This window comes from Aliivibrio fischeri, assembly GCF_009727955.1.
GTDB classification, from domain to species: domain Bacteria; phylum Pseudomonadota; class Gammaproteobacteria; order Enterobacterales; family Vibrionaceae; genus Aliivibrio; species Aliivibrio fischeri_A.
In genome coordinates this window covers 962,079-981,408 of the sequence record NZ_WOBR01000004.1, presented here as the reverse complement: position 1 = coordinate 981,408, position 19,330 = coordinate 962,079, and the positions used below count along the sequence as shown (strand labels likewise).

The window sequence follows — 19,330 nt, the reverse complement described above, 5'->3', positions numbered from 1 at the left end:
ATCCTATAAATCAATTTGCTGAAAAGCTTGAATTACATGCTCTGATTGTTGGTCCAATACATAATAGAAACCACCGTAAATAGCACACAATGAGAAAACCACAACGCATACGATGCCAACCCAAGAGGTTTGTCTTGTGAGTTTATGGCGTTGAACTTGTTTCGGTTCCCAGTTTGGAGAGAGACTGGCTTGCTCATCTCCTCGTAAAGAGCGAATTTGGCGATAAAGAGAATCACGAATGGCGTCTAATTCGACCAGACCTCTTGATAACACTCGATATTTGCCTTCAAAACCTAAGCTCAAACATAAGTACATTAACTCTAATAAATCTAAATATTTAGCAGGATTCCTACTAAGCTTTTCTAATAGTAAGAAAAATTTCTCACCACCATATGTTTCGTTATGAAAGCTACTTAACATACTTTTTGAGGCCCAGTGACTTTCTGAACCCCATGGCGTTGTTACGATAATTTCATCAACGAAAGTGCAAAGCAGGTAGCGAGATAAGGCAACATAATTACTCTCAACACCTGAGTTAATGGCTTGAAACTCGAAGGATTTTAACTCTTCAACTAATTTAGGTTTTAGTAACTCAATATCTTGGTAGCTTTCTTTTTTTAAGTCACACGTGATACTGAGTAATGAGGAAGCAGCACTGATTAGTGGGTTGTTTCCTGCAAAATTGTATTCTTCTGGTTTAATACGCGCGGCGTAAACCATTCGTTCTTGAAGCTGGTTGAATTTGGGTGCACTTGGGCTTTCAGTTAATGTTGGGTTAACTTGATTTGGCTCTTGTGTGATAAGTACAGTACGGTCATCCATGCTACTGCTGTTCATATTAACTATTCCTTATTGCCCAAAAGAAAAGAGAAAGCTCAGGAAAATCACCTGCAATATGGAAGGCAAATCCTCCAGATTGCGTTAGTTGAGAGCGATCGTTTGAGGTTAAATCAAGGGTGAAATAACAATAATCACCATGGAAAGGAACTTGTCTTGGGGCTACGGAAAGTGAGCGACAAGTGATACCCGGTAATTGAAGGTTTACAAGGTTGCGAATTTTTTCAACAGGCCCGACTTTTAATTGTGGTGGCAGTTGTTTTCGTAAGCTTTCAGCATCGGTGTGAGAGCGAGCCGCGAGAATAAAGGTGGCTTCTTGCAATAAGCTATCATCAGAAATAGGGGCAATAAGTACACCGTGATTGCGTTTTTGTAGTGGTATCTCAAAGGCGTTTTGTTTTAATGACTGATTCAGTTGTTTACGCAAATGAAATAAGATCTGATCAAATGACTCGCCTTGTTCTTTATGATTGTATGATAATTTTAGATCTGGTCGACGATGACCAGAATCATAAGTAGACAGCTCTCCTTGCAAAGATGAAAGTAATAAAAAGAGCTCCTCTGGATGGTATTGAGAGCACTTATTTAGATAGTGGAGTTGAGGCTCATATTTATTTAATAATTGAAGTAATAAGAAGTCACCAATTTCAGAGGTTGCATGTCCTGATTTAGTAATACGTTCGGCTAAAATATCGGCTTTATGAGTAACGAGTGTTAAGACTTCTCGTAGCGAACGGTGAACAAGAGACGAGTGAACACCATTAATAAAACTCGCTTCAAAATTAGGGTTGAGTTGAATCGCACCTTCTGGAGTGACTTGTTTAATTTCACACAGTTTAATTTTAACCCAATGATTATCAATCTCTTCTTCGGTAATAATATGAAAATCCAACTCACCACAACTGATAGTCTGCAAGTTTTGTACTTGGGCATTATTATCTGAAATGGTTAAATCGTGAGAAACATAACGAGTGTTAATTTCGGTTTCTTTTTCATCGCGAGCTTCTGGACTATTGATAGTCGATAAAGAAATCGCTAAATACAGATTTAAGTTTGTTTTAGGCGCATCAGATTCCCAAACAATAGGGGTTGTTTGATGTTGAATATCAAATAGTGAACCATCGGGTAAAATACCACTAGCCTGACTGATCACGATCTTTCCAACAGATAAATGATGATTATCAAAACTCAGAGAATGGAAACCCCAATTAAACCTGTGTTGCTTCTGCGTACGTACTTGCAGTTGATTTTGATAGTAACGATCACTTTGTTGGAAATGTTGAGGCCGCAATAGCATGCCTTCTTTCCATATAACTTTTTGCATTTATCTATCCTCTAAATTCGCGCATTACTGCTTTGTGGGGCGTTATTTTTCTTTTTCACGCGTTTTAATTTGACGATAGAAGAGTCGGTAGCGATCAATTCCACTTTTTGTGCCTCTTCGGGCTCAACTGTGTATATGTAATGCCATTTTGCATTATCTATATCTTGATAAGCGCCGATAACGGCTAAATATTGTCCTTTTTCACTGAGCTTTAATTTGATGATTTTTTTATCGCCAGGTCGTAAGATGATTTCCTCTTCTGCGATAAAATCCGCTCCTAAGGTTGATTTTGCATTATTGTATAAATCAAAAAATTCTGAGTTTTCAAAGCCAGTAATTGAAGATAACTCTAATACCCTTACCACTAGAGGCGAGGGGCGATCCGCATGATCAGGGTTAACATTTGCAGAGGCATTGAGAGTAAGCGCTACGTAAGTTGGATCTGGTGTACTGCTGCATCCAACGAGTAACAATAGAGCTATGAAGGTAAATAATTTTTTCATAGTGAATACGTCCTTATTCTTAATTCTTTACGCTAATTACACACGAAGTGCTGCTGTGAGCATTTGTAATTGAGATTCATATTGTTTAGCAAAATCTTGCTCTAATAGTGCGTTGCGCCAGTCAGGGTCCTTGCTGATCTGTTTGTGTAGTTTGCTGTAAGCCTGCCAATATTTGGCGTCAGGTTTGCCAAATTTGCTTTGTATTCCTTCTTGTACAAAACGATATATCAGCGTTTCTGGAGAGAGTTTTTCAATCAATGCATCTAACGTATGTTGACAAGCGTCATGAATAGCCAATTGATTCGCTTGGATGTCTTTGCAGCTTTGGTTGATGGCTTCAATCCCTTGTAGATACCCAGGTTTATGATGAATAATGATATTGAGTGCATCGTTAACATCATGGGTGAATTTTATTGGGTTATTACCTTGGCCTTGAATCGTGGTGGCATTCGCTGTTAATTTATTTTTGATTTCAGTACGTGTACGTAGTAATTGTTGGATGCCATTTACTGAACTGCGAAGCGCAGAGCCAATATCAAATAAGGTTTGTTCTGGGTCTTCGAGGTTAGTTAGCTCGATGCCTAATCCTTTAGATAATGCAGCTAAATAAGCTTCGTTTAAGGTTGTTTGTGTATTACGCACTTCTTTGTTTGTGATGCTATCTATTTTATTTTTAGAGGTCGTATTGATCTTTTCCTCTGATTTTTTTGGTTGATAAGTTGGTTCTAGTTCAATCTCATCATCAAGGGAATCATTGCTAAGTTCCTCTTCATTAAATATCGGAGAAATGAATTGCTCTTTAAGTAGCACATCATCCATCTGCGTGTGAGAAGGTGTCGATTCTTCTACCTGTTTTAGAATGATTTCTTCATCTGAATTTAATAGTTCTTCAATTGGCCCATCACTTAAAAAGCTATCATCAGGGATCATGTCAAATACCGATGGTGACTCATCCGTACCATGGTTTGATAAAGGATCACGAGAGGCATTTGGATTTGTTTCTGGTGAGCGATAATTTGTTGGGTCTTGTAATAGACGAGCGCGTATTTTAATAAACCCCAACTCATATACATCGCCATGTGATATCGGATGCAGTTCACCACTATTTAATGATGCTTCATCTCCGTTTAAATACGTGCCATTAGTACTGCTATCGGTAATGAAAAATTGATCATCTTCAAAGCTAATCGAAGCATGGACGTTTGATAATTGTCTTTTATTATCTGCAATATACCAATCGGCATTTGGACTGCGACCAATGGTTCCACCAGCTCTTTTGAAGGTAAAAGTAGGTAAGGTATCAATAGGTAAATCTTGTGATTGAATAATATCAAAAGCCAGTTCCATCTTTTATTCCTCCTCTGAAACTAACGTGGTTTGCTCTTGTGGAGCAGGGTTGCCAACAGGACGATATTCATCGTAATTGCTGCATGCTGACAGCAGTAATAGGGTTGTGATTAGTGAAAAGCGTAACAACATGCTTAATATCTCCATTCCTTGGCGGATAAATTAAATTTTCGTAATCGATAATCAAGAGAACCTTTTGATAGCTCTAGTCGGTTAGCTATGGTCTGTAGGTGCCCTTGATGTTTCTCTAAATATTGCATTAAAACGTTCTTCTCAAATTGGTCTATTTGAGAAGATAAACTGCCAGTTAACGCCTGCTCTTTCTTCTCTTTTGGCGTCATCATCATGATGCTATTCAAGACTTTTTCTATGACAGATTTATCTAACTGTTGGCAGTCAGGCGCTTCCATACAGCAACGCTCTATGATGTTTTTTAGCTCACGAACATTCCCTGGAAATGAGTAATTATCAAGGTAGCTGATAAATTCATTGGTTAATGCGGGGGTAGGTTGATGAAGTTCTAAAGCATAATGCTTAGTAAAAAACTGACTCAATAAAGCGATGTCGCCATAACGCTCTCTAAGTGGAGGAAGTGCGATGGTAAATTGTGCTAAACGGAAATAGAGGTCTTGACGGAATTCACCTTGCTCAATTTTTTTGATTAAAGCTTGGTGTGTTGCTGCAACAACTTTGACATCAATATCGTAAAGGGTAGTTGACCCTAATGGGCGAACTTTTTTCTCTTCTAATACGCGAAGCAGCTTGGCTTGAAGTGAGCTTGGCATATCTCCGATTTCATCTAAAAATAAGATACCTTTGTCAGCGGATCGGATTAAACCAATGTAATCTCTATCGGCTCCAGTAAACGCTCCTTTTTGATAACCAAATAACTCACTTTCAAGTAGGTGCTCAGGAATGGAGGCACAGTTTTGTACGACGTATGGCTCGTTTCTTCTATTACCAAATTGATGAATAGCTTTTGCGATAAGTTCTTTACCGCTTCCTGTTTCACCAGTAACCAATACATTTCGATTAATGTGTAGCGCTTTAGATATATTAAGGCGCACCTCTTTTATCGCACTACTATCGCCAACAATATTAAAATCAGATGGGATGTGGGTTGTTGATGAATGAGGGGCAATCTTTTGATCCAATAAAGCGTAACTGTTTTTAATTGCTAGTGCGATTCGGTCAATAGCAAGTGAGTTAAGAGTATAAATTGTTTGGCGATCACTTTTTTGGTAGGTACTAAAATTGGAGAAATAAAACATGAGTACGCCTGAAATTCTTTGTTGTGAATTTCTTAATGGCATAAATTCAACTTCACCATCGGTTAGAGTGTAATACTCTGATTGTTCGAATAAAATATGCTTAATATCATCAGTACATTGACTAAAATGAAGATTAAAATTGCGCCCTTCACTCATACAGAGAGTTAACGTATTAAATTCACGATAATCGGTATTAATGATGTTATTTTTGTCGTTTTTATTCTCAAAAGGCAAAGAGGTGATTTGAGGTTGATGTTTAGAGTCAGAATAACCTTCAGCCATTTTAAATAACTGTGCACCAGAAGGTTGCGATAAAAAGCAAATTACCTTTTGGGCACCACTGTGTTTTAAAATTCCAGATAACCAACATTGAGTGAATTTATTAAAGTCACTTTGCTGTTCTGAAGTAATATTCATTAATAGCTCTGGCATGATGGCTAGTCCTCAAACTCGCAAAAGACTTGGCCATTTTCATCAATACATAGAGAAATACTGGTTAATGGTTCTTTTCTAGCCAGTGCTAGCAGTATTTGGGATGAAAATGCAGGTTTTAGTTGTCCATTAATAATGGCATCAATATTTCTCGCACCGGTTTCTGTTAATGTACAACTTTGAGCAATGTGTTGAATGATTGCTTCGTCATAATGAAGAGTGATTTGTTGCAATGACAGCTGTTCGGTTAATTGTTTAAGGCGAATATCCACAAGGGCTTCCATACTTTCCATATCAAGAGGGAAGAATGGGACAACGGTCATTCGTCCGACTAAGGCTGGTTTAAAGTACTGGTTTAACGTTGGACGGATGGCTTTAGTTAATGCATCCGTTGTCGGTTTTTCTTCTTGATTACAAAGTGCTTCAATTTGATCAGAGGCTAAGTTTGACGTCATGATTATTAGTGTTTGTTTGAAGTTGATTTCTCTCCCTTCACCATCATTAGCTACACCTTTATCAAAAATTTGATAGAAAAGGTTCATGATTTCAGGGTCTGCTTTTTCTACTTCATCCAGTAATACAACGGAATAAGGGCGTTGACGAACGGCTTCAGTTAACACTCCGCCTTCACCATATCCAACGTAGCCAGGAGGCGAACCAATTAGACGAGATACAGTGTGTTTTTCTTGAAACTCTGACATATTGATAGTGGTGAGAAATTGTTCGCCGCCATACATTAAATCGGCAATGGCTTGAGCGGTTTGAGTTTTGCCTACACCACTTGGACCGACAAAAAGAAATACACCAGTTGGAGAATTAGGGTTGTTTAATCCTGCTGCAGTGGCTTGGATTGCTTTTTCTAAGGCGATGACGGCTTGATCTTGGCCTTTGATTTGTTCTTTTAGCTTTGATTTTATCGTAAGTACTTGAGTCGCTTGTCCACGTTGTAATGTACTCATTGGAATGCCTGTCCAATGGGATACTACCTCAGCAACCAAAGATGGGCAGGTTTCGTAATTGACTAAAGAGTGTGTATGTTGTGCATCCGATAGCGCTTGATGTATCTCTTGTTGGTTGCAAATTAATCGATGCTTTTCTTCTTCATCGTTACATTGTGCAATGTCAATTCGAGAAGTTAGTAACGCTTCGGCTAATTCTTTTTGTGTTTGCCATTCTTGCTCTAACTGTTCAGCTTCAAGGTGGGTTTGAGACAGCTTTTCTTTCAATTGAGTGATGGTGTTTTCTTCAATATGAATCCCAGCTTGTTGATCTCTTAATACACAATCAAGTTCACGTTGAGTAATAGCAATAATATGCAATAACGTTTCTAATGACTCAGGCTTTGCTTTTAAATTGATCTTCACACGTGCACAAGCCGTATCAAGAAGATCGATTGCTTTATCAGGTAGTTGGCGACCACTAATGTAACGTGCAGATAATTCAGCAGCGGCAATAATGGCATCATCTCTTACATAAACACCGTGGCTTTCCTCATAACGTTCAGCAAGACCTCGTAAAATTGTTACAGCTTGACTAACATTTGGTTCATCTACTTTGACTGGCTGAAAACGTCGCGCAAGTGCAGGATCCTTTTCAATGTATTTTTTATATTCAGACCACGTTGTTGCACCTATTGTACGTAATTCACCTCGAGCAAGAGCTGGTTTGAGAAGGTTTGCTGCATCATTGCTACCAGCTTGTCCACCAGCGCCAATTAGAGTATGTGCTTCATCAATAAATAAAATAATAGGAGTCGGACTTTCTTGAACTGCTGTGATAACCAAATTTAAGCGACGTTCAAATTCACCTTTAATGCTTGCTCCTGCTTGAAGTAACCCAAGGTCTAAAGAGAGAAGGGCGACATTTTCAAGCATATCGGGCACTTCTCCTTGAGCTATTTTTATTGCTAAACCTTCTACTAACGCAGTTTTACCAACCCCTGCTTCGCCAACAATCATTGGGTTATTTTTACGGCGACGAGCTAAAATATCGATCATTTGACGAATTTCAGAATCTCGGCATAAAACAGGATCAATTTTATTGTCTTTCGCCAATTGTGTGTAATTGGTTGTGTATGCATCGAGTGCACTTTGGTGCTCAGTTGAAGATTGAGAGCTTTGATTAGCACAACTGACTAAGCCTTCAACTTGCTGCTTTAATGAAGCTATAGGAATAACACTTAACTCACGGTAATAAGGGGTGTGCCCATATTTGTTTGGGTGAGAAAGGAGAGTAAGAAGTAAATTTGCTGCTAATACTTCAGAAAGTTGCATTTCTAACATGGAGAAAAGATAACTTTCTTGAAGCCATTCGATTAATGCAGTAGATAGAACGGGGTGATTACTTTCAGATGAGGTGCTTTTTCTTCCGTGTTGTAGTGCTTCAATTAAAACGTCAGTAGATACATTGTATTGCTGACAAGCTTTATTCCAGAAACTTTGTGGATTATTCAGTGCCGCAAGAATAAAGTCTTCACATAACACTTCATTACCGCCACGAGTGACGCATAATTGTGCAGCTTGCTCTAACGCAAGATGTGACTCTTTATCTAATGTTTTAATTAATTGAGGTAGTTCTACGTTAATCATAATGTTTTCCCTGAAAGTGTAATACGTCCTTCATTTGGGTTTGAGCCTAGCCAACTCGTCCAACCTAAGCAGCATTCATTATCAACTGATAAGGTTAATGGACGGGGTTCATCTTTTTTTAAATGAAGTTGAATATCAAAATCGAGTGGATCTTTAACGGTAAATTGCACTAATTGATTGAGTGCGATCCAATTTGGTTTATCGGTTAAAAAAGAGTGGAAGTGATCCCACGTTAATTCTTTTATATGTATACGAAATTTATTTGCTCTATCTGGTGCACTACTGCCTAAAACAGAGGTACTAGAAAGAACGGCATTGTTCTGGCCCAATTCACAGAGTTGTTGGGTTGGAATTGAGCAGTGACGAAGAATGCACTCTTCAATATGTATTGCTGAATGCTGAAAGTAGTATCGTAATAGCGCTTCGATTGTATTTGCTGATCTTACTCTTTGGCTTAGTAAACCAAGATAAGGAAATAAGCGAGACCAGTTAATTGAGTCATCATCACGTAATTCAGGATTTTTTAATCCAAGTAATGCAAAAATATATTGTGAAAACGGATCATTAGCGCCTTCTCTAAACGCTGCGTTATAGCGATATTTTTGCCAAACACTACGAATTAAACGATGTAATCTATGATGGAAAATATCAAGAAATGACTTTAGAACGTTGTTTTCATCTTGCAGTAAATAATCATTATAAAAAGCAGGCAAGGGCGATGAAGCACCTATTAATGACAACATATTTAACGTCATAACGACTTTTGGTAGTCCATCATCATGAGTTATTACTTTGATGCTTTGAATCTCACGAGGAGCGAAACCTTGCGAAGGGTTCGCTACAAATTGAATACGGTCATAGGCCTGATCAAGATCCCATTCATCATGTTTGGTTTTTAAGTGATGGCATACATGATCCAATGCCTTCATCAAGGATAAATGTCCAATATGTTCAATGGTTATTCCTAATTGAATAGGAATTTGATTTGACGTTATCGGAACTAAATTAGAGGTTGTTGCCCCATTCGTGGTAGCCATGAATAGTCTCCTCCATCAGTACTTGTAACGTGCAATTGGTTGAATGAATTCATACTGGTATAAAGCGATAAAAATTCATTAATTACAGTGGAAAATAAATACAGCTCGCCTTCACATAAAAAGTGTTTAGTGTTGAGATGAAGTTGAGTATTCATCGCTCGTACAGGTGCACCTTCATATAACATATCGCAAGGTTTGGTCGATATACTTACGATGCCATCGATCAGTCTTTTATGTTTTTTTCCTTTTGCATCGTCTTGTTGGCCTGCAAAATCATAAGCAAGTAAAATGCGTTTAAACGCTTCTGGCTTAGTTAATGAAAGATAATTAAGAGACATATTTGATATGAGTGACCAAAGACCATCTTTATCAATGGGTGGAGTGTAGCAAGGCGTTACTGTTCTGATATTGGTAAATGTTGCAGAACCAGTTGTTTGGTCTGTTGTTTCTGTTATTGAGTTTACAGATAAACGCTGAGCTAATGCTCCATTACATGCAGTAACGGCAATAGAAACAGTTACGCTATTGGTAAAGGTGTGCTGAGAACGAAACGATAAATACGTATCAAAGTGCCCACTGACAATGTTCTTCTCTTGACGAATACTGTAATAGTTTGAGCGATTTTTATTTTCGTTATGTTCAAATGATTCAAAGTGGTAAAAATCGATACGGCCTTTTTGTCCTGGGTTCCAACCATGTACTTCTTTGACCGATAAAATGGTACTGCTATCGTCATTTAAAGAAACTGGTGTGATCTTATATTGATCTTTTCTGTGATTAAGTAAGAGTGGTTGAGTATCACTTTTAAATGAATTAACGATTGGAGTACAAAATAGCTCTGGTTGAACACGATTAGCGTAAAAAGGCTGTTGTGTGATGTTATCTAACGTGAATTTTAAATCGACATATTTACACCCTTGACTAAACTGAGCTGGCCAAACTGGTAACTCAGTTAAGTCAATGTAGTAATATTTTTCTGGGTAACAAAAAAACTCTTGAATGTGTCGGTAGCCTTCAAATGTATTGAGAGGGTAATCAAAAATAGCTTCATTGGTTTTAAAGCCAACAGGTTTAATGCTATGGGTTGGAAACGTTGAGCGATTGATTTGTTCTAACTCTTTATCCAAAGCACAAAATTCAGCTTGAGTGGTCGAAGAGCAAAGCGCCATAATGAGAGATAAGCAACTGGCTTTGTCTCCATTAAAATGAACACGTAACTGCTTCATATTTAATGATGTTAGATCGATTCCTGAAGGCAATTCCAATCGTAATTGATAAATTCCACCATGCCCATTTGCTGTAAAAGATGATGAATGAAGTGATATTGGATAAATATCAACATCAAAACACGTTTTAAACTTACATTGAACGCCATCAATAGGTTGGCTAAGTACTTCCGTACCCCGTCTAATTATTGATGCTTGGGTTGCTTCACTTGCCGGTGTAAATTGCAGAGTACTCATTGCTGGAATTGCTTGAACATAGTTAGGCCACAATAAACGCATTAATGAGTGGGTTAATTCAGGTAACTGGTTATCTAAGCGTTGATGTAAACGGCCAACTAAAAAAGCGAATCCTTCGAATAATCGCTCAATATCTGGATCTAAGCCTTCCTGCCCTAAATAGGGTGCTAAAGCCGGGTTTTCTCTCGAAAACGACTTTCCTAATTCGCGTAGTGCCGCTAATTCAGATTGATAGTAATGATTAAAACTCATGCTGCACCTTGTGTAATATTGGTTTCAGCTTTGCGGTTAGCGGCTTGAGCATGAGCAGTAAATGAAATAGCGGTATTTTGCCCATTGATGATGACATCACCACTGACATCAAAATAGAGACGTAAAGGGTTATAGATATCACCTAAATAACGAACTTGAGGATTAATGATTCGCGTTTCATAGCGAGCAATAACACGTTCAACCTCGCGTTTAATATGAAGGATGGCATCATGCGGACTCATGTGAGACATATTAAGATCTGGCAAGCCTAAGTCAGGACAGATCAATGCAGCCCCTTGTCTTGTTGAAAGTAATTGACTGACGTGTGAGCGAATTGATTCCGTCATATGCTGTGCTGTGACAGATTGATTGCTTTGTGTTGTACCACTTAATAGTCGTTCAAATAATCGTTGGTTCGACATATTTCACTCTTTATTCCATTAACACCCTGTGAAATACCCTGTGTTTATTGTCAATAATTAGACTTTTACTAAACACAGGGTGAAAGGGATTATTCTTGATCCAATTTACCAACTAACGACAAAGTAAAATCAGAACCCATGTATTTGAAGTGTGGGCGAACTGATAGGTTTACTTTGTACCAACCTGGATTTCCTTCAACGTCCATTACTTCGATATTGGCAGCACGAAGTGGGCGACGGCTACGAACTTCTGCTGGTGGGTTTTCTTGATCAGCAATGTATTGACGAATCCAAGTGTTTAACTCTTGCTCTAAGTCTGTACGTTCTTTCCAGCTACCGATTTGTTCACGCTGTAGCACTTTAATGTAATGTGCAAGGCGGCTAATAATGAACAAGTAAGGGAGTTGCGTACCCAAACGGAAATTTAATTCAGCGTTTTTACCTTCTTCGGTATTGCCAAAAAACTTTGCTTTTTGAACAGAGTTAGCAGAGAAGAAAGCCGCATTATCTGAGCCTTTGCGCATAGTGAGAGCAATAAAGCCTTCCTCTGCTAATTCATACTCTCTGCGGTCGGAAACAAGAACTTCTGTTGGGATCTTAGTTTCAATATCACCCATACTTTCAAAGTGGTGGAGAGGTAGGTCTTCTACGGCACCACCTGATTGAGGACCAATAATATTTGGACACCAACGAAAATTAGCAAAACTTTCAGTGATACGAGTTGCCATTGTAAAAGCGGTATTTCCCCATAAATAATCTTCGTGAGTAGCAGAAACATTTTCATGGTAATTGAACGTTTTTACAGGGTTTTCTTCTGGGTCATAAGGCTGACGTAATAAGAATCTAGGTAATGTTAAGCCTACATATCTTGAGTCTTCTTGCTCACGGAAGCTTTGCCATTTTGCATATTGAGGGCTTTCAAAATGATCATTAAGATCTTTTAGATCAGGTAATCCCTCAAATGATTCTAAGCCAAAGAATTTAGGACCAGCGGCAGAAATAAATGGTGCATGAGACATCGCAGCTACAGAAGCCAAGTTTTGAAGGTTTTTAATATCAGGTGCAGAAGGGCCAAAGTCATAATTACCAATAATAGCACCAACAGGTTGGCCACCAAATGTACCAAACTCGTTAGTGTAGACATGCTTGTAGAGTCCTGATTGAGTAATTTCTGAAGCATCTTCGAAGTCCTCTAACAAGTCAGTTTTAGATACATTAATCACTTCGATTTTAATATTTTCACGAAAATCGGTGCGATCAACGAGCAATTTTAATCCACGCCAAGCAGATTCGAGTTGTTGAAAAGAAGAGTGGTGAAGAATTTCGTCAACTTGTTTACTTAAACGTTGATCAATCTCTGTGATCATTTTATCAATCAGTGCTTTTTTGACTGGCTCTTCTTGATTCTGAGGTTTTAATAACTCTTCAATAAAAGCGCTGACACCACGTTTAGCAATACCGTATGTTTCATCTTCTGGAGTTAAATTAGTTTGAGCTACGATTTGATCAAGAAGTCCAACAGTAACTTGGTTATCTAGCTCTTGTGCTGTGCTTGTATCTGACATGTCTTATTCCTTTTCTGTCACTAGACCTAATTCACTTAGTAGTTTTTCACGAGCTTCATCATCAACAAGGGCATCTTCAATTGCTTTGCGAAATGCAGGAACATTGCCTAATGGGCCTTTTAAAGAAACAAGCGCTTCACGTAAATCCATTAAGCCTTTTAGTTCAGGTACTTGCTCAACAATGCTTGAAGGATCAAAATCATTGATATGTTTAAAACTTAGATCGACTGCAATTTCCTCATTTCCTTCGCCATCATCTTGAAGTTGATTTTTCACACCAAAAGAGATGTTTAAGTTTTGTTTTTCAATAACGTCATTGAAATTGCTTTTATCAACATTAAATGGTTTTCGATCTTCAAGTTTTCGATCATCTTCTTGCTGAGTAAAGTCACCAAGAACCATCATTTTCAGTGGAAGTTCAAGATCTTCTGCAGCGTCACCGCTTACTGGTTTGAATGTCACATTTACACGTTCTTTTGGTGCAACAGATCCATCTTTTGACATGGGGTCTCCTTGGGTTTAATTAAGAACTCGTATTGGGTTTAAACAGCAGAGCCTTTCACGTATGCGTGTTAGCAACTGACTGTCTTGGTCTTTTTTAGATAATTTGTTATGGCATTGAAGCCACAGTTCAAGTAAACGTTCTTCCAGAATAGGATCCCAATGAGCGAGTACGGATTGGGAATATTGCTTATCAAGCCATGAGAAAAGTGAATTGGCTAAATCGTATTTACTGGATTGAAATAGCAGTTTTGCTTGTGTAAATTGCCAAAAAAAGGCTTCTCTATCGGAACGTGATTGATGATGACCGCGAATAAGTGGTTGCATCACTTCGTTTAAACTGTGCTGCTGTAACAATGTGAGGGCTTCTTGGAGTGCATCTTCCCAGTCACTGCTGTTTTGTGATTCATCGAAATGATTTACAGGGGCAGTAGTAGCATGAGTTGAAATAGAACAGTGTTGCTGTATCCAAGCTTTTGTTGATTCATTTGCAAACTCAGTCCCATCATCAAACTTAAGGTCGGTGATGCTTGGTGTTTTGTTGATTAATAGGGACAGTTGATCCGTGATGCTTTGTGCTGCATCATGATGATTAAGTGCGGTTAGACTTTCCCAAACCATGAAATGGCCATCAATCCAAAATGGTGATTTAGAAAGGCTTTCTTCCATTTCTATGATTAATGTAGAGTGATTTAATTCTGCTTTTAATTGTTGGAAATATTGTATTCTGGCCTGAGGAACAGGCTTTAACATAGTTACATTATCGTCGTTACTTGCAGGTAATTGCGATATGGTTAACCATGTTAGAGTGCGGTTTAATTGATATACTTTTTCATCATTAAGTTTTTGAGATAACCAGTATTTTGAGAGTGTTCTCGCTACATCTTGTAAGTGACGAAATGCTTTATTTGCATCTCTATCGTTTGTGATGTCATTTTGAGAAAATGAGATAGTTGATGTTGCTGATGGAGCTTGTGCTGGTGCGGATGGTATAGATTGTGGTGCTACTATCTCATTATTTTCGGTTTCTGATTTTAGACGTTTTTTAAGTTTTTTTGCTAATGAAATAACTGAAGATAAATTATCAGTATTATTTTGGAAAATAGCTCCAATTGAATCATCTAATGCTGATAATTGTGTAATTAATATATCTGCAGCATTTATATTGTCTATATTATCGATAATAGATTTTGTGTAGTCTGTTATTATATTAATGATTTGATTAATAGATGAATATAGACTTCTCTTTCTCTTCGGATAAATTTCATCTTTAAATTTAATGATGAAATCATTAATAACACGAATTAACTCATTATTATCAACAGCAAGATTTCTCTTAGTTATAGATAAGCATAGCCAGTAAAGTAATCTATAATCCTTGCTAGTTCCGTTTAGTAAATTCAATGAGTTATCATGCACGGTAGACCAGTCCGTCTTGCTTGTAGCAAACAGATTCGTTGATTTTTTTATTTCTTCTTCAATTAATTCAAACTCAGGCTCATAAGTTAAATCTGTGCCTAAGCGATCCTTATCTGATATATCAGAAAGGATTGAGTCGTAAGAAAACATATTTACCCTAGCTAAATGATGTTGTTCAAGTCAGATTGTATTGATTTAATTATTATTAAAATTATTTTTATATAGAAATAGTAAATGGAAGAATTTAATTAAGAAAGGGGAATAATTTGCGATGAAAATTAATTGAGAAATAGATCTAAATTTTATGAAACTAAATTAAAAGAACTATTTCTCATGATTTACAAATAAAGCAGGTGTCTTATTTTTGATACGTTATTTGTTTTTGAAGTCGGAGAGCACAATCTCTAATGCTTTGATTGCTGTTTCTTTATCGACTTCGTTGCTTTCAAGAAGATAAATTAAATCCACCGCTAATTTTATTTCATCCGATGCGCTATCTAGAGGGCTAGGAGCCTTTGTTTGAACTTCAACTTCTGCTTCAATTTGTGGTGTTTGCAGATTTTTTTGGAGGTTAGTCATGTTGCTCTCGATAAGTAATTTGTTGTTCTAATCGGATCATTGCTTCTTTACAGCGTTGTAAGCGTTTTTCTGTTGCTAACAGCTTTTGTTGTAGATCTTGCTGCTGAGAGAATGAATGACATTGATTAATTGCCAATTCTTGATCATTTACCATTTGTGCTAAACGGCGTTCCCACTCTTGATGTTGAGCTAGGTCTTGATACATATCACTAATGGGTTTTTTATAGCTTCCCTTCGGACGAGGTTCGTTAGAGCGTATACGTTGAGTTGCAACTTCTCTTTGTATCGCTTCAATTTGAGCAACTAACATTTGCGTTAAATATTCAGCTCTTTGTGTCGTTAGAATATTTGCTTTTTCTTCTCGCTGAATCGATCCAAGCGTTGCCTTTGCTTCATTTATACAGGGCACAAGATAGCGGCTTCTGCATCCAAATAGACGTTCATCAAATAAAGGAAGTCGCTGTTCCCCTCGACGTCGGTCAATTTCAGCCGCCGTTTTACCTAGTTGTTCTAGCATGATTTCGATAGAGGTAAAATTAGTCATAATTGTTCCGTTAGAACCAAGCGTCTAAAGCGAGCTTAACAGCTAAGATACAAACCACAGTTACAAACACTGGTCGAATAAACTTAGAGCCAAAACGAATAGCCGAGTGTGCACCGATAAATGCGCCGACCATTAAGCAGACGCCCATAGTTAAACCTAGTGCCCAGTTAATATGGCCAAGAATTGCAAAGGTAACCAGTGAAGTAAAGTTACTGGTGAAATTCATGGCTTTTGCTAAGCCTGATGCTAATAAGATGTTTAGACGATACATCGCCATGCTGCTCACCGTCCAAAATGCACCCGTTCCAGGACCTGCGACACCATCATAAAACCCTAAAGATAAGCCTTGAATAACCTGCTGAGTCTTTAGTTTAGGTGTGATATCAGGTAATTGATTTTGATCGGCCTTTGGTTGTGGATGCCAAATAGTATAAATTGCAGCTGCTAAAATGATTAACGGTAATCCTTTTTCAAGCCATTCAGTCGAAATATAGTTAACCAGCAAAGTGCCACATGTTGCGCCAAATAAAGTTGCGACAAAAGACGCTTTCCAAAAATGGGGGTCAAACAACTTCTTTTTAAAGTAGGTAAGTGCAGCCGTAGATGAAGCAAAACTTGCGGCTAATTTATTTGTACCTAAAGCTATGTGTGGAGGAAGCCCTATTGAGAGTAGAGCAGGGACAGTTAACATTCCTCCTCCGCCTGCAACAGCATCAATAAATCCAGCAATAAAAGCAACTAACCCTAGGATGATGAGGGTTGATGGTTCGAGAAATTCCATATCAATTCTTAATTATTAATAGCTATAGTAAGCTCGCATCTGCGAATGATTTAAGTAATAACGAGATATTACTCTATTAGTCTTTTAAAAGGAGGTAAGGCGTCCAAAAGAGCTTTACCATAACGCTTAGTTATTACACGGCGATCAAGAAGCACAACTCTACCAGAATCCTCTTCTTTACGCAGTAGTCGACCTACAGATTGAATTAATTTTTTACTCGCTTCTGGAACACTGATCTGCATAAATGGGTTACCACCTCGGCTCTCAATATATTCCGAATGCGCTTCTTCAACTGGAGAGGTTGGAACACCAAATGGAATCTTAGTTATAATTAGATTTGTAAGTAGGTTTCCAGGTAAATCTAATCCTTCAGAAAAGCTTCCTGTTCCAAATAAGATGCTGATTTTATTCTCCTCACAAAGCCTTTTATGTTTTTTTAGAATTTCTTGTCTTGATTCCTGTCCTTGAATAAGTAGGTTCCACCCGTGTTTTTTAACAATCTTTTCTATACCTTCAGCAACTTTGTTCATTTGCCAGTAAGATGAGAATAAAACTAAACTTGAAGATTGATCGGCAAGATAAAAGGGGAGTTCCTCTATTAATAAATCTGTAAAACCAGGCGCTGACGGTTCCATTGATAGCTTAGGGATGACTAATTGAGCATTCTCTTGGTAATTAAATGGTGAAGCTAAGGATAAGAAGCGTACTCCATCCTCAGGCTTTTCTGATATACCTGCTTGTTTACAAAAAAACGAATAGCTATTTAATGCTCTCATTGTTGCTGAAACGACAACCGCCCCAGCAGCTCGACTCCACAAATTCTGGTCAAGTTGCCAACCTACCTCAAGAGGGGATACGTTAATGAAGGTATCTCCGTCTCTGTCTTGACTCTTTTCTAGCCATCTAGCGAGTGGTGCTCCTTTATCACTATTGGGTTTTGCCATTAAAAACCAAACTTGAGCTAAATTTTCTAATCTTTGTAAGTAAAAGCCTATTTCAGCTAATGCTGGCTCTGCCATTCTCGGTGCTAATTCGCCATCTTTCATGCGTTCAGAGATTAAGTCACTAATTTTCGCTAGTGCTTGATTGGCTTTAGTTGAGACTTCTTTTAATTCTTTGGATTGCTCTGCTAACCAGTTTGGTATTTCACCATGTTCAAAACGATAAATTCCATCATCATTGAATAATGTCGGGTCAAATTGCTTACTTAACTGGTTAAGCGTAGGAATTAGTTCCTGAATATGTTCATGAAGAGAGTTTTGGAATCGATTAACTCTTTTTTGATCTGCAAGATTACAGAATTTACTAACCGATTTGTTTAATGACTCTAACCACGAGGCTGAACCTTTTAAACTCGCAGCAGCAGATGAGTGTTCTCGTGCCACATTTGGTAGATGGTGAGCTTCATCAAAAATATATATGGTTTGTTCTGGTTCAGACAAAACAACACCACCGCCTAAATCGATGTCAGCCATAACTAAACTGTGATTTGCAATAACCACATCCGCTTTATCCAAGTGTTCACGAGCTTTTTGAAACGGACATTCACGGTGCATTGGTAAGCCGTTATGACAGCTGTACTTATCTGAAACAATGCTTTGCCAGATAGAAGAGGGGATTGTCGTTGGCCAACTATCTATATCACCGTCCCATTTACCTTCAGCTAATGCTTTGTACATTCTCTTTAGTAAATCTAACTCTTTCTTTTTTGGTTTTTCAGTAAACAAAGCAACTTGCTTGTCGTCTTCATTGTTTGATTCTGTTAGTAGAGACAACTTATGACTACAACAATACCGCTGACGACCTTTTGCAATAATAAAAGAAAAAGGCAATGGCGATATACGGCGATAGAAAGGTAAGTCTTTATGAGCAAGCTGTTCTTGAAGTGCAACAGTTGCGGTTGAGATAACCACTTTTTTGTTATTTAACTTTGCATATGGAATGGCGCTTAGTAGATAAGCAAGAGATTTACCAATGCCTGTTCCTGCTTCTGCAACAATCATGCGATTAGAATCACTGTATTCACCTGCAAGTGATTTAGCGATTTCTGCTACTAAATAGTTCTGAGCACGGCGAGGTATAAAACCTGGAAGTTGATCTTGTAGTGTTTTGTAGCTTTGGCGAATGCTATCAGTAACCGATTTATTCAGCATGAGAAGGCTCAATTAAATTTAAAGAACCATTGTAGCACGCAAGTTTGAGTGTGATCTTCTGCAAATAATGGAATTCAATGTATTTAAATTGAGATGAACATCACGAAAGTGAGAATGTGGTGGCGTTTGAGTCTAAATGTTAAGATTTAGATTTTATATAAGTTTGGATTTTATCTCATAATAGGTGAATAATTTTATTTGATTCATTTTTTATTGCTGTTTTTAGGTTTAAATTCTTTTATAGGTGAAAATAAATATTTACAACCACCCTTGTTTTTATCAGTTTTTTCAAAATATTTACTTTTTATTTGT

Annotated in this window: 17 protein-coding genes; all 17 read right to left on the bottom strand. The window is 37.8% G+C overall.

From position 1 onward, the window contains the following. Positions 1-3: 3 nt before the first annotated feature. Complete coding sequence (gene icmH / locus GNP81_RS07860) at positions 4-837, bottom strand: type IVB secretion system protein IcmH/DotU (protein ID WP_155673481.1); 834 nt, start codon at positions 835-837, stop codon at positions 4-6. 1 nt (position 838) lies between these two features. After that, complete coding sequence (tssK, locus tag GNP81_RS07855; protein WP_011261628.1) at positions 839-2,161, bottom strand: type VI secretion system baseplate subunit TssK; 1,323 nt, start codon at positions 2,159-2,161, stop codon at positions 839-841. A gap of 11 nt (positions 2,162-2,172) precedes the next feature. Then, positions 2,173-2,664 carry a type VI secretion system lipoprotein TssJ gene (tssJ, locus tag GNP81_RS07850; RefSeq protein WP_155673482.1) on the bottom strand — a complete coding sequence of 164 codons (492 nt, stop codon included), beginning with the start codon at positions 2,662-2,664 and terminating at the stop codon, positions 2,173-2,175. 36 nt (positions 2,665-2,700) lie between these two features. After that, complete coding sequence (tagH, locus tag GNP81_RS07845) at positions 2,701-4,011, bottom strand: type VI secretion system-associated FHA domain protein TagH (RefSeq protein ID WP_155673483.1); 1,311 nt, start codon at positions 4,009-4,011, stop codon at positions 2,701-2,703. A 3-nt stretch (positions 4,012-4,014) separates the two neighbouring features. Continuing rightward, a complete protein-coding gene (locus tag GNP81_RS19465) occupies positions 4,015-4,143 on the bottom strand; it encodes a hypothetical protein (protein ID WP_005418710.1) in 129 nt (42 codons plus the stop codon). Between the two features lie 2 nt (positions 4,144-4,145). Next, positions 4,146-5,714, bottom strand: coding sequence for a sigma-54 interaction domain-containing protein (locus GNP81_RS07835; RefSeq protein WP_155673484.1), 1,569 nt, complete (start codon positions 5,712-5,714; stop codon positions 4,146-4,148). Positions 5,715-5,719: 5 nt separating this feature from the next. Next, positions 5,720-8,302: a type VI secretion system ATPase TssH gene (tssH, locus tag GNP81_RS07830; RefSeq protein ID WP_155673485.1), complete on the bottom strand. Its 2,583-nt coding sequence runs from the start codon at positions 8,300-8,302 to the stop codon at positions 5,720-5,722. Beyond that, on the bottom strand, positions 8,299-9,339 hold the full coding sequence (tssG, locus tag GNP81_RS07825) for a type VI secretion system baseplate subunit TssG (RefSeq protein ID WP_155672666.1): 1,041 nt from the start codon (positions 9,337-9,339) through the stop codon (positions 8,299-8,301). The genes tssH and tssG overlap by 4 nt, the downstream gene beginning before the upstream one ends. Next, positions 9,303-11,054, bottom strand: coding sequence for a type VI secretion system baseplate subunit TssF (tssF, locus tag GNP81_RS07820; RefSeq protein ID WP_155672665.1), 1,752 nt, complete (start codon positions 11,052-11,054; stop codon positions 9,303-9,305). Before tssF ends, tssG begins: the two co-directional genes overlap by 37 nt. Beyond that, positions 11,051-11,476: a type VI secretion system baseplate subunit TssE gene (tssE, locus tag GNP81_RS07815; protein ID WP_005418720.1), complete on the bottom strand. Its 426-nt coding sequence runs from the start codon at positions 11,474-11,476 to the stop codon at positions 11,051-11,053. Before tssE ends, tssF begins: the two co-directional genes overlap by 4 nt. A gap of 89 nt (positions 11,477-11,565) precedes the next feature. Continuing rightward, positions 11,566-13,041 (bottom strand): type VI secretion system contractile sheath large subunit, encoded by a 1,476-nt coding sequence (gene tssC, locus GNP81_RS07810; RefSeq protein ID WP_017019097.1) that lies wholly within the window; start codon positions 13,039-13,041, stop codon positions 11,566-11,568. Between the two features lie 3 nt (positions 13,042-13,044). After that, on the bottom strand, positions 13,045-13,545 hold the full coding sequence (gene tssB / locus GNP81_RS07805) for a type VI secretion system contractile sheath small subunit (protein WP_005418723.1): 501 nt from the start codon (positions 13,543-13,545) through the stop codon (positions 13,045-13,047). A 15-nt stretch (positions 13,546-13,560) separates the two neighbouring features. Further along, the gene (gene tssA, locus GNP81_RS07800) at positions 13,561-15,111 is read right to left on the bottom strand and encodes a type VI secretion system protein TssA (protein WP_155673486.1); all 1,551 of its coding nucleotides are present in this window, start codon (positions 15,109-15,111) and stop codon (positions 13,561-13,563) included. Between the two features lie 222 nt (positions 15,112-15,333). Next, complete coding sequence (gene rsmS, locus GNP81_RS07795) at positions 15,334-15,504, bottom strand: pleiotropic regulatory protein RsmS (protein WP_336495432.1); 171 nt, start codon at positions 15,502-15,504, stop codon at positions 15,334-15,336. Between the two features lie 28 nt (positions 15,505-15,532). After that, positions 15,533-16,084 (bottom strand): primosomal replication protein, encoded by a 552-nt coding sequence (locus GNP81_RS07790; RefSeq protein ID WP_005418729.1) that lies wholly within the window; start codon positions 16,082-16,084, stop codon positions 15,533-15,535. Positions 16,085-16,094: 10 nt separating this feature from the next. Continuing rightward, positions 16,095-16,865 (bottom strand): TSUP family transporter, encoded by a 771-nt coding sequence (locus GNP81_RS07785; protein WP_155672661.1) that lies wholly within the window; start codon positions 16,863-16,865, stop codon positions 16,095-16,097. A 68-nt stretch (positions 16,866-16,933) separates the two neighbouring features. After that, positions 16,934-19,018: an ATP-dependent DNA helicase DinG gene (gene dinG / locus GNP81_RS07780; protein WP_155673487.1), complete on the bottom strand. Its 2,085-nt coding sequence runs from the start codon at positions 19,016-19,018 to the stop codon at positions 16,934-16,936. Positions 19,019-19,330 lie beyond the last annotated feature (312 nt).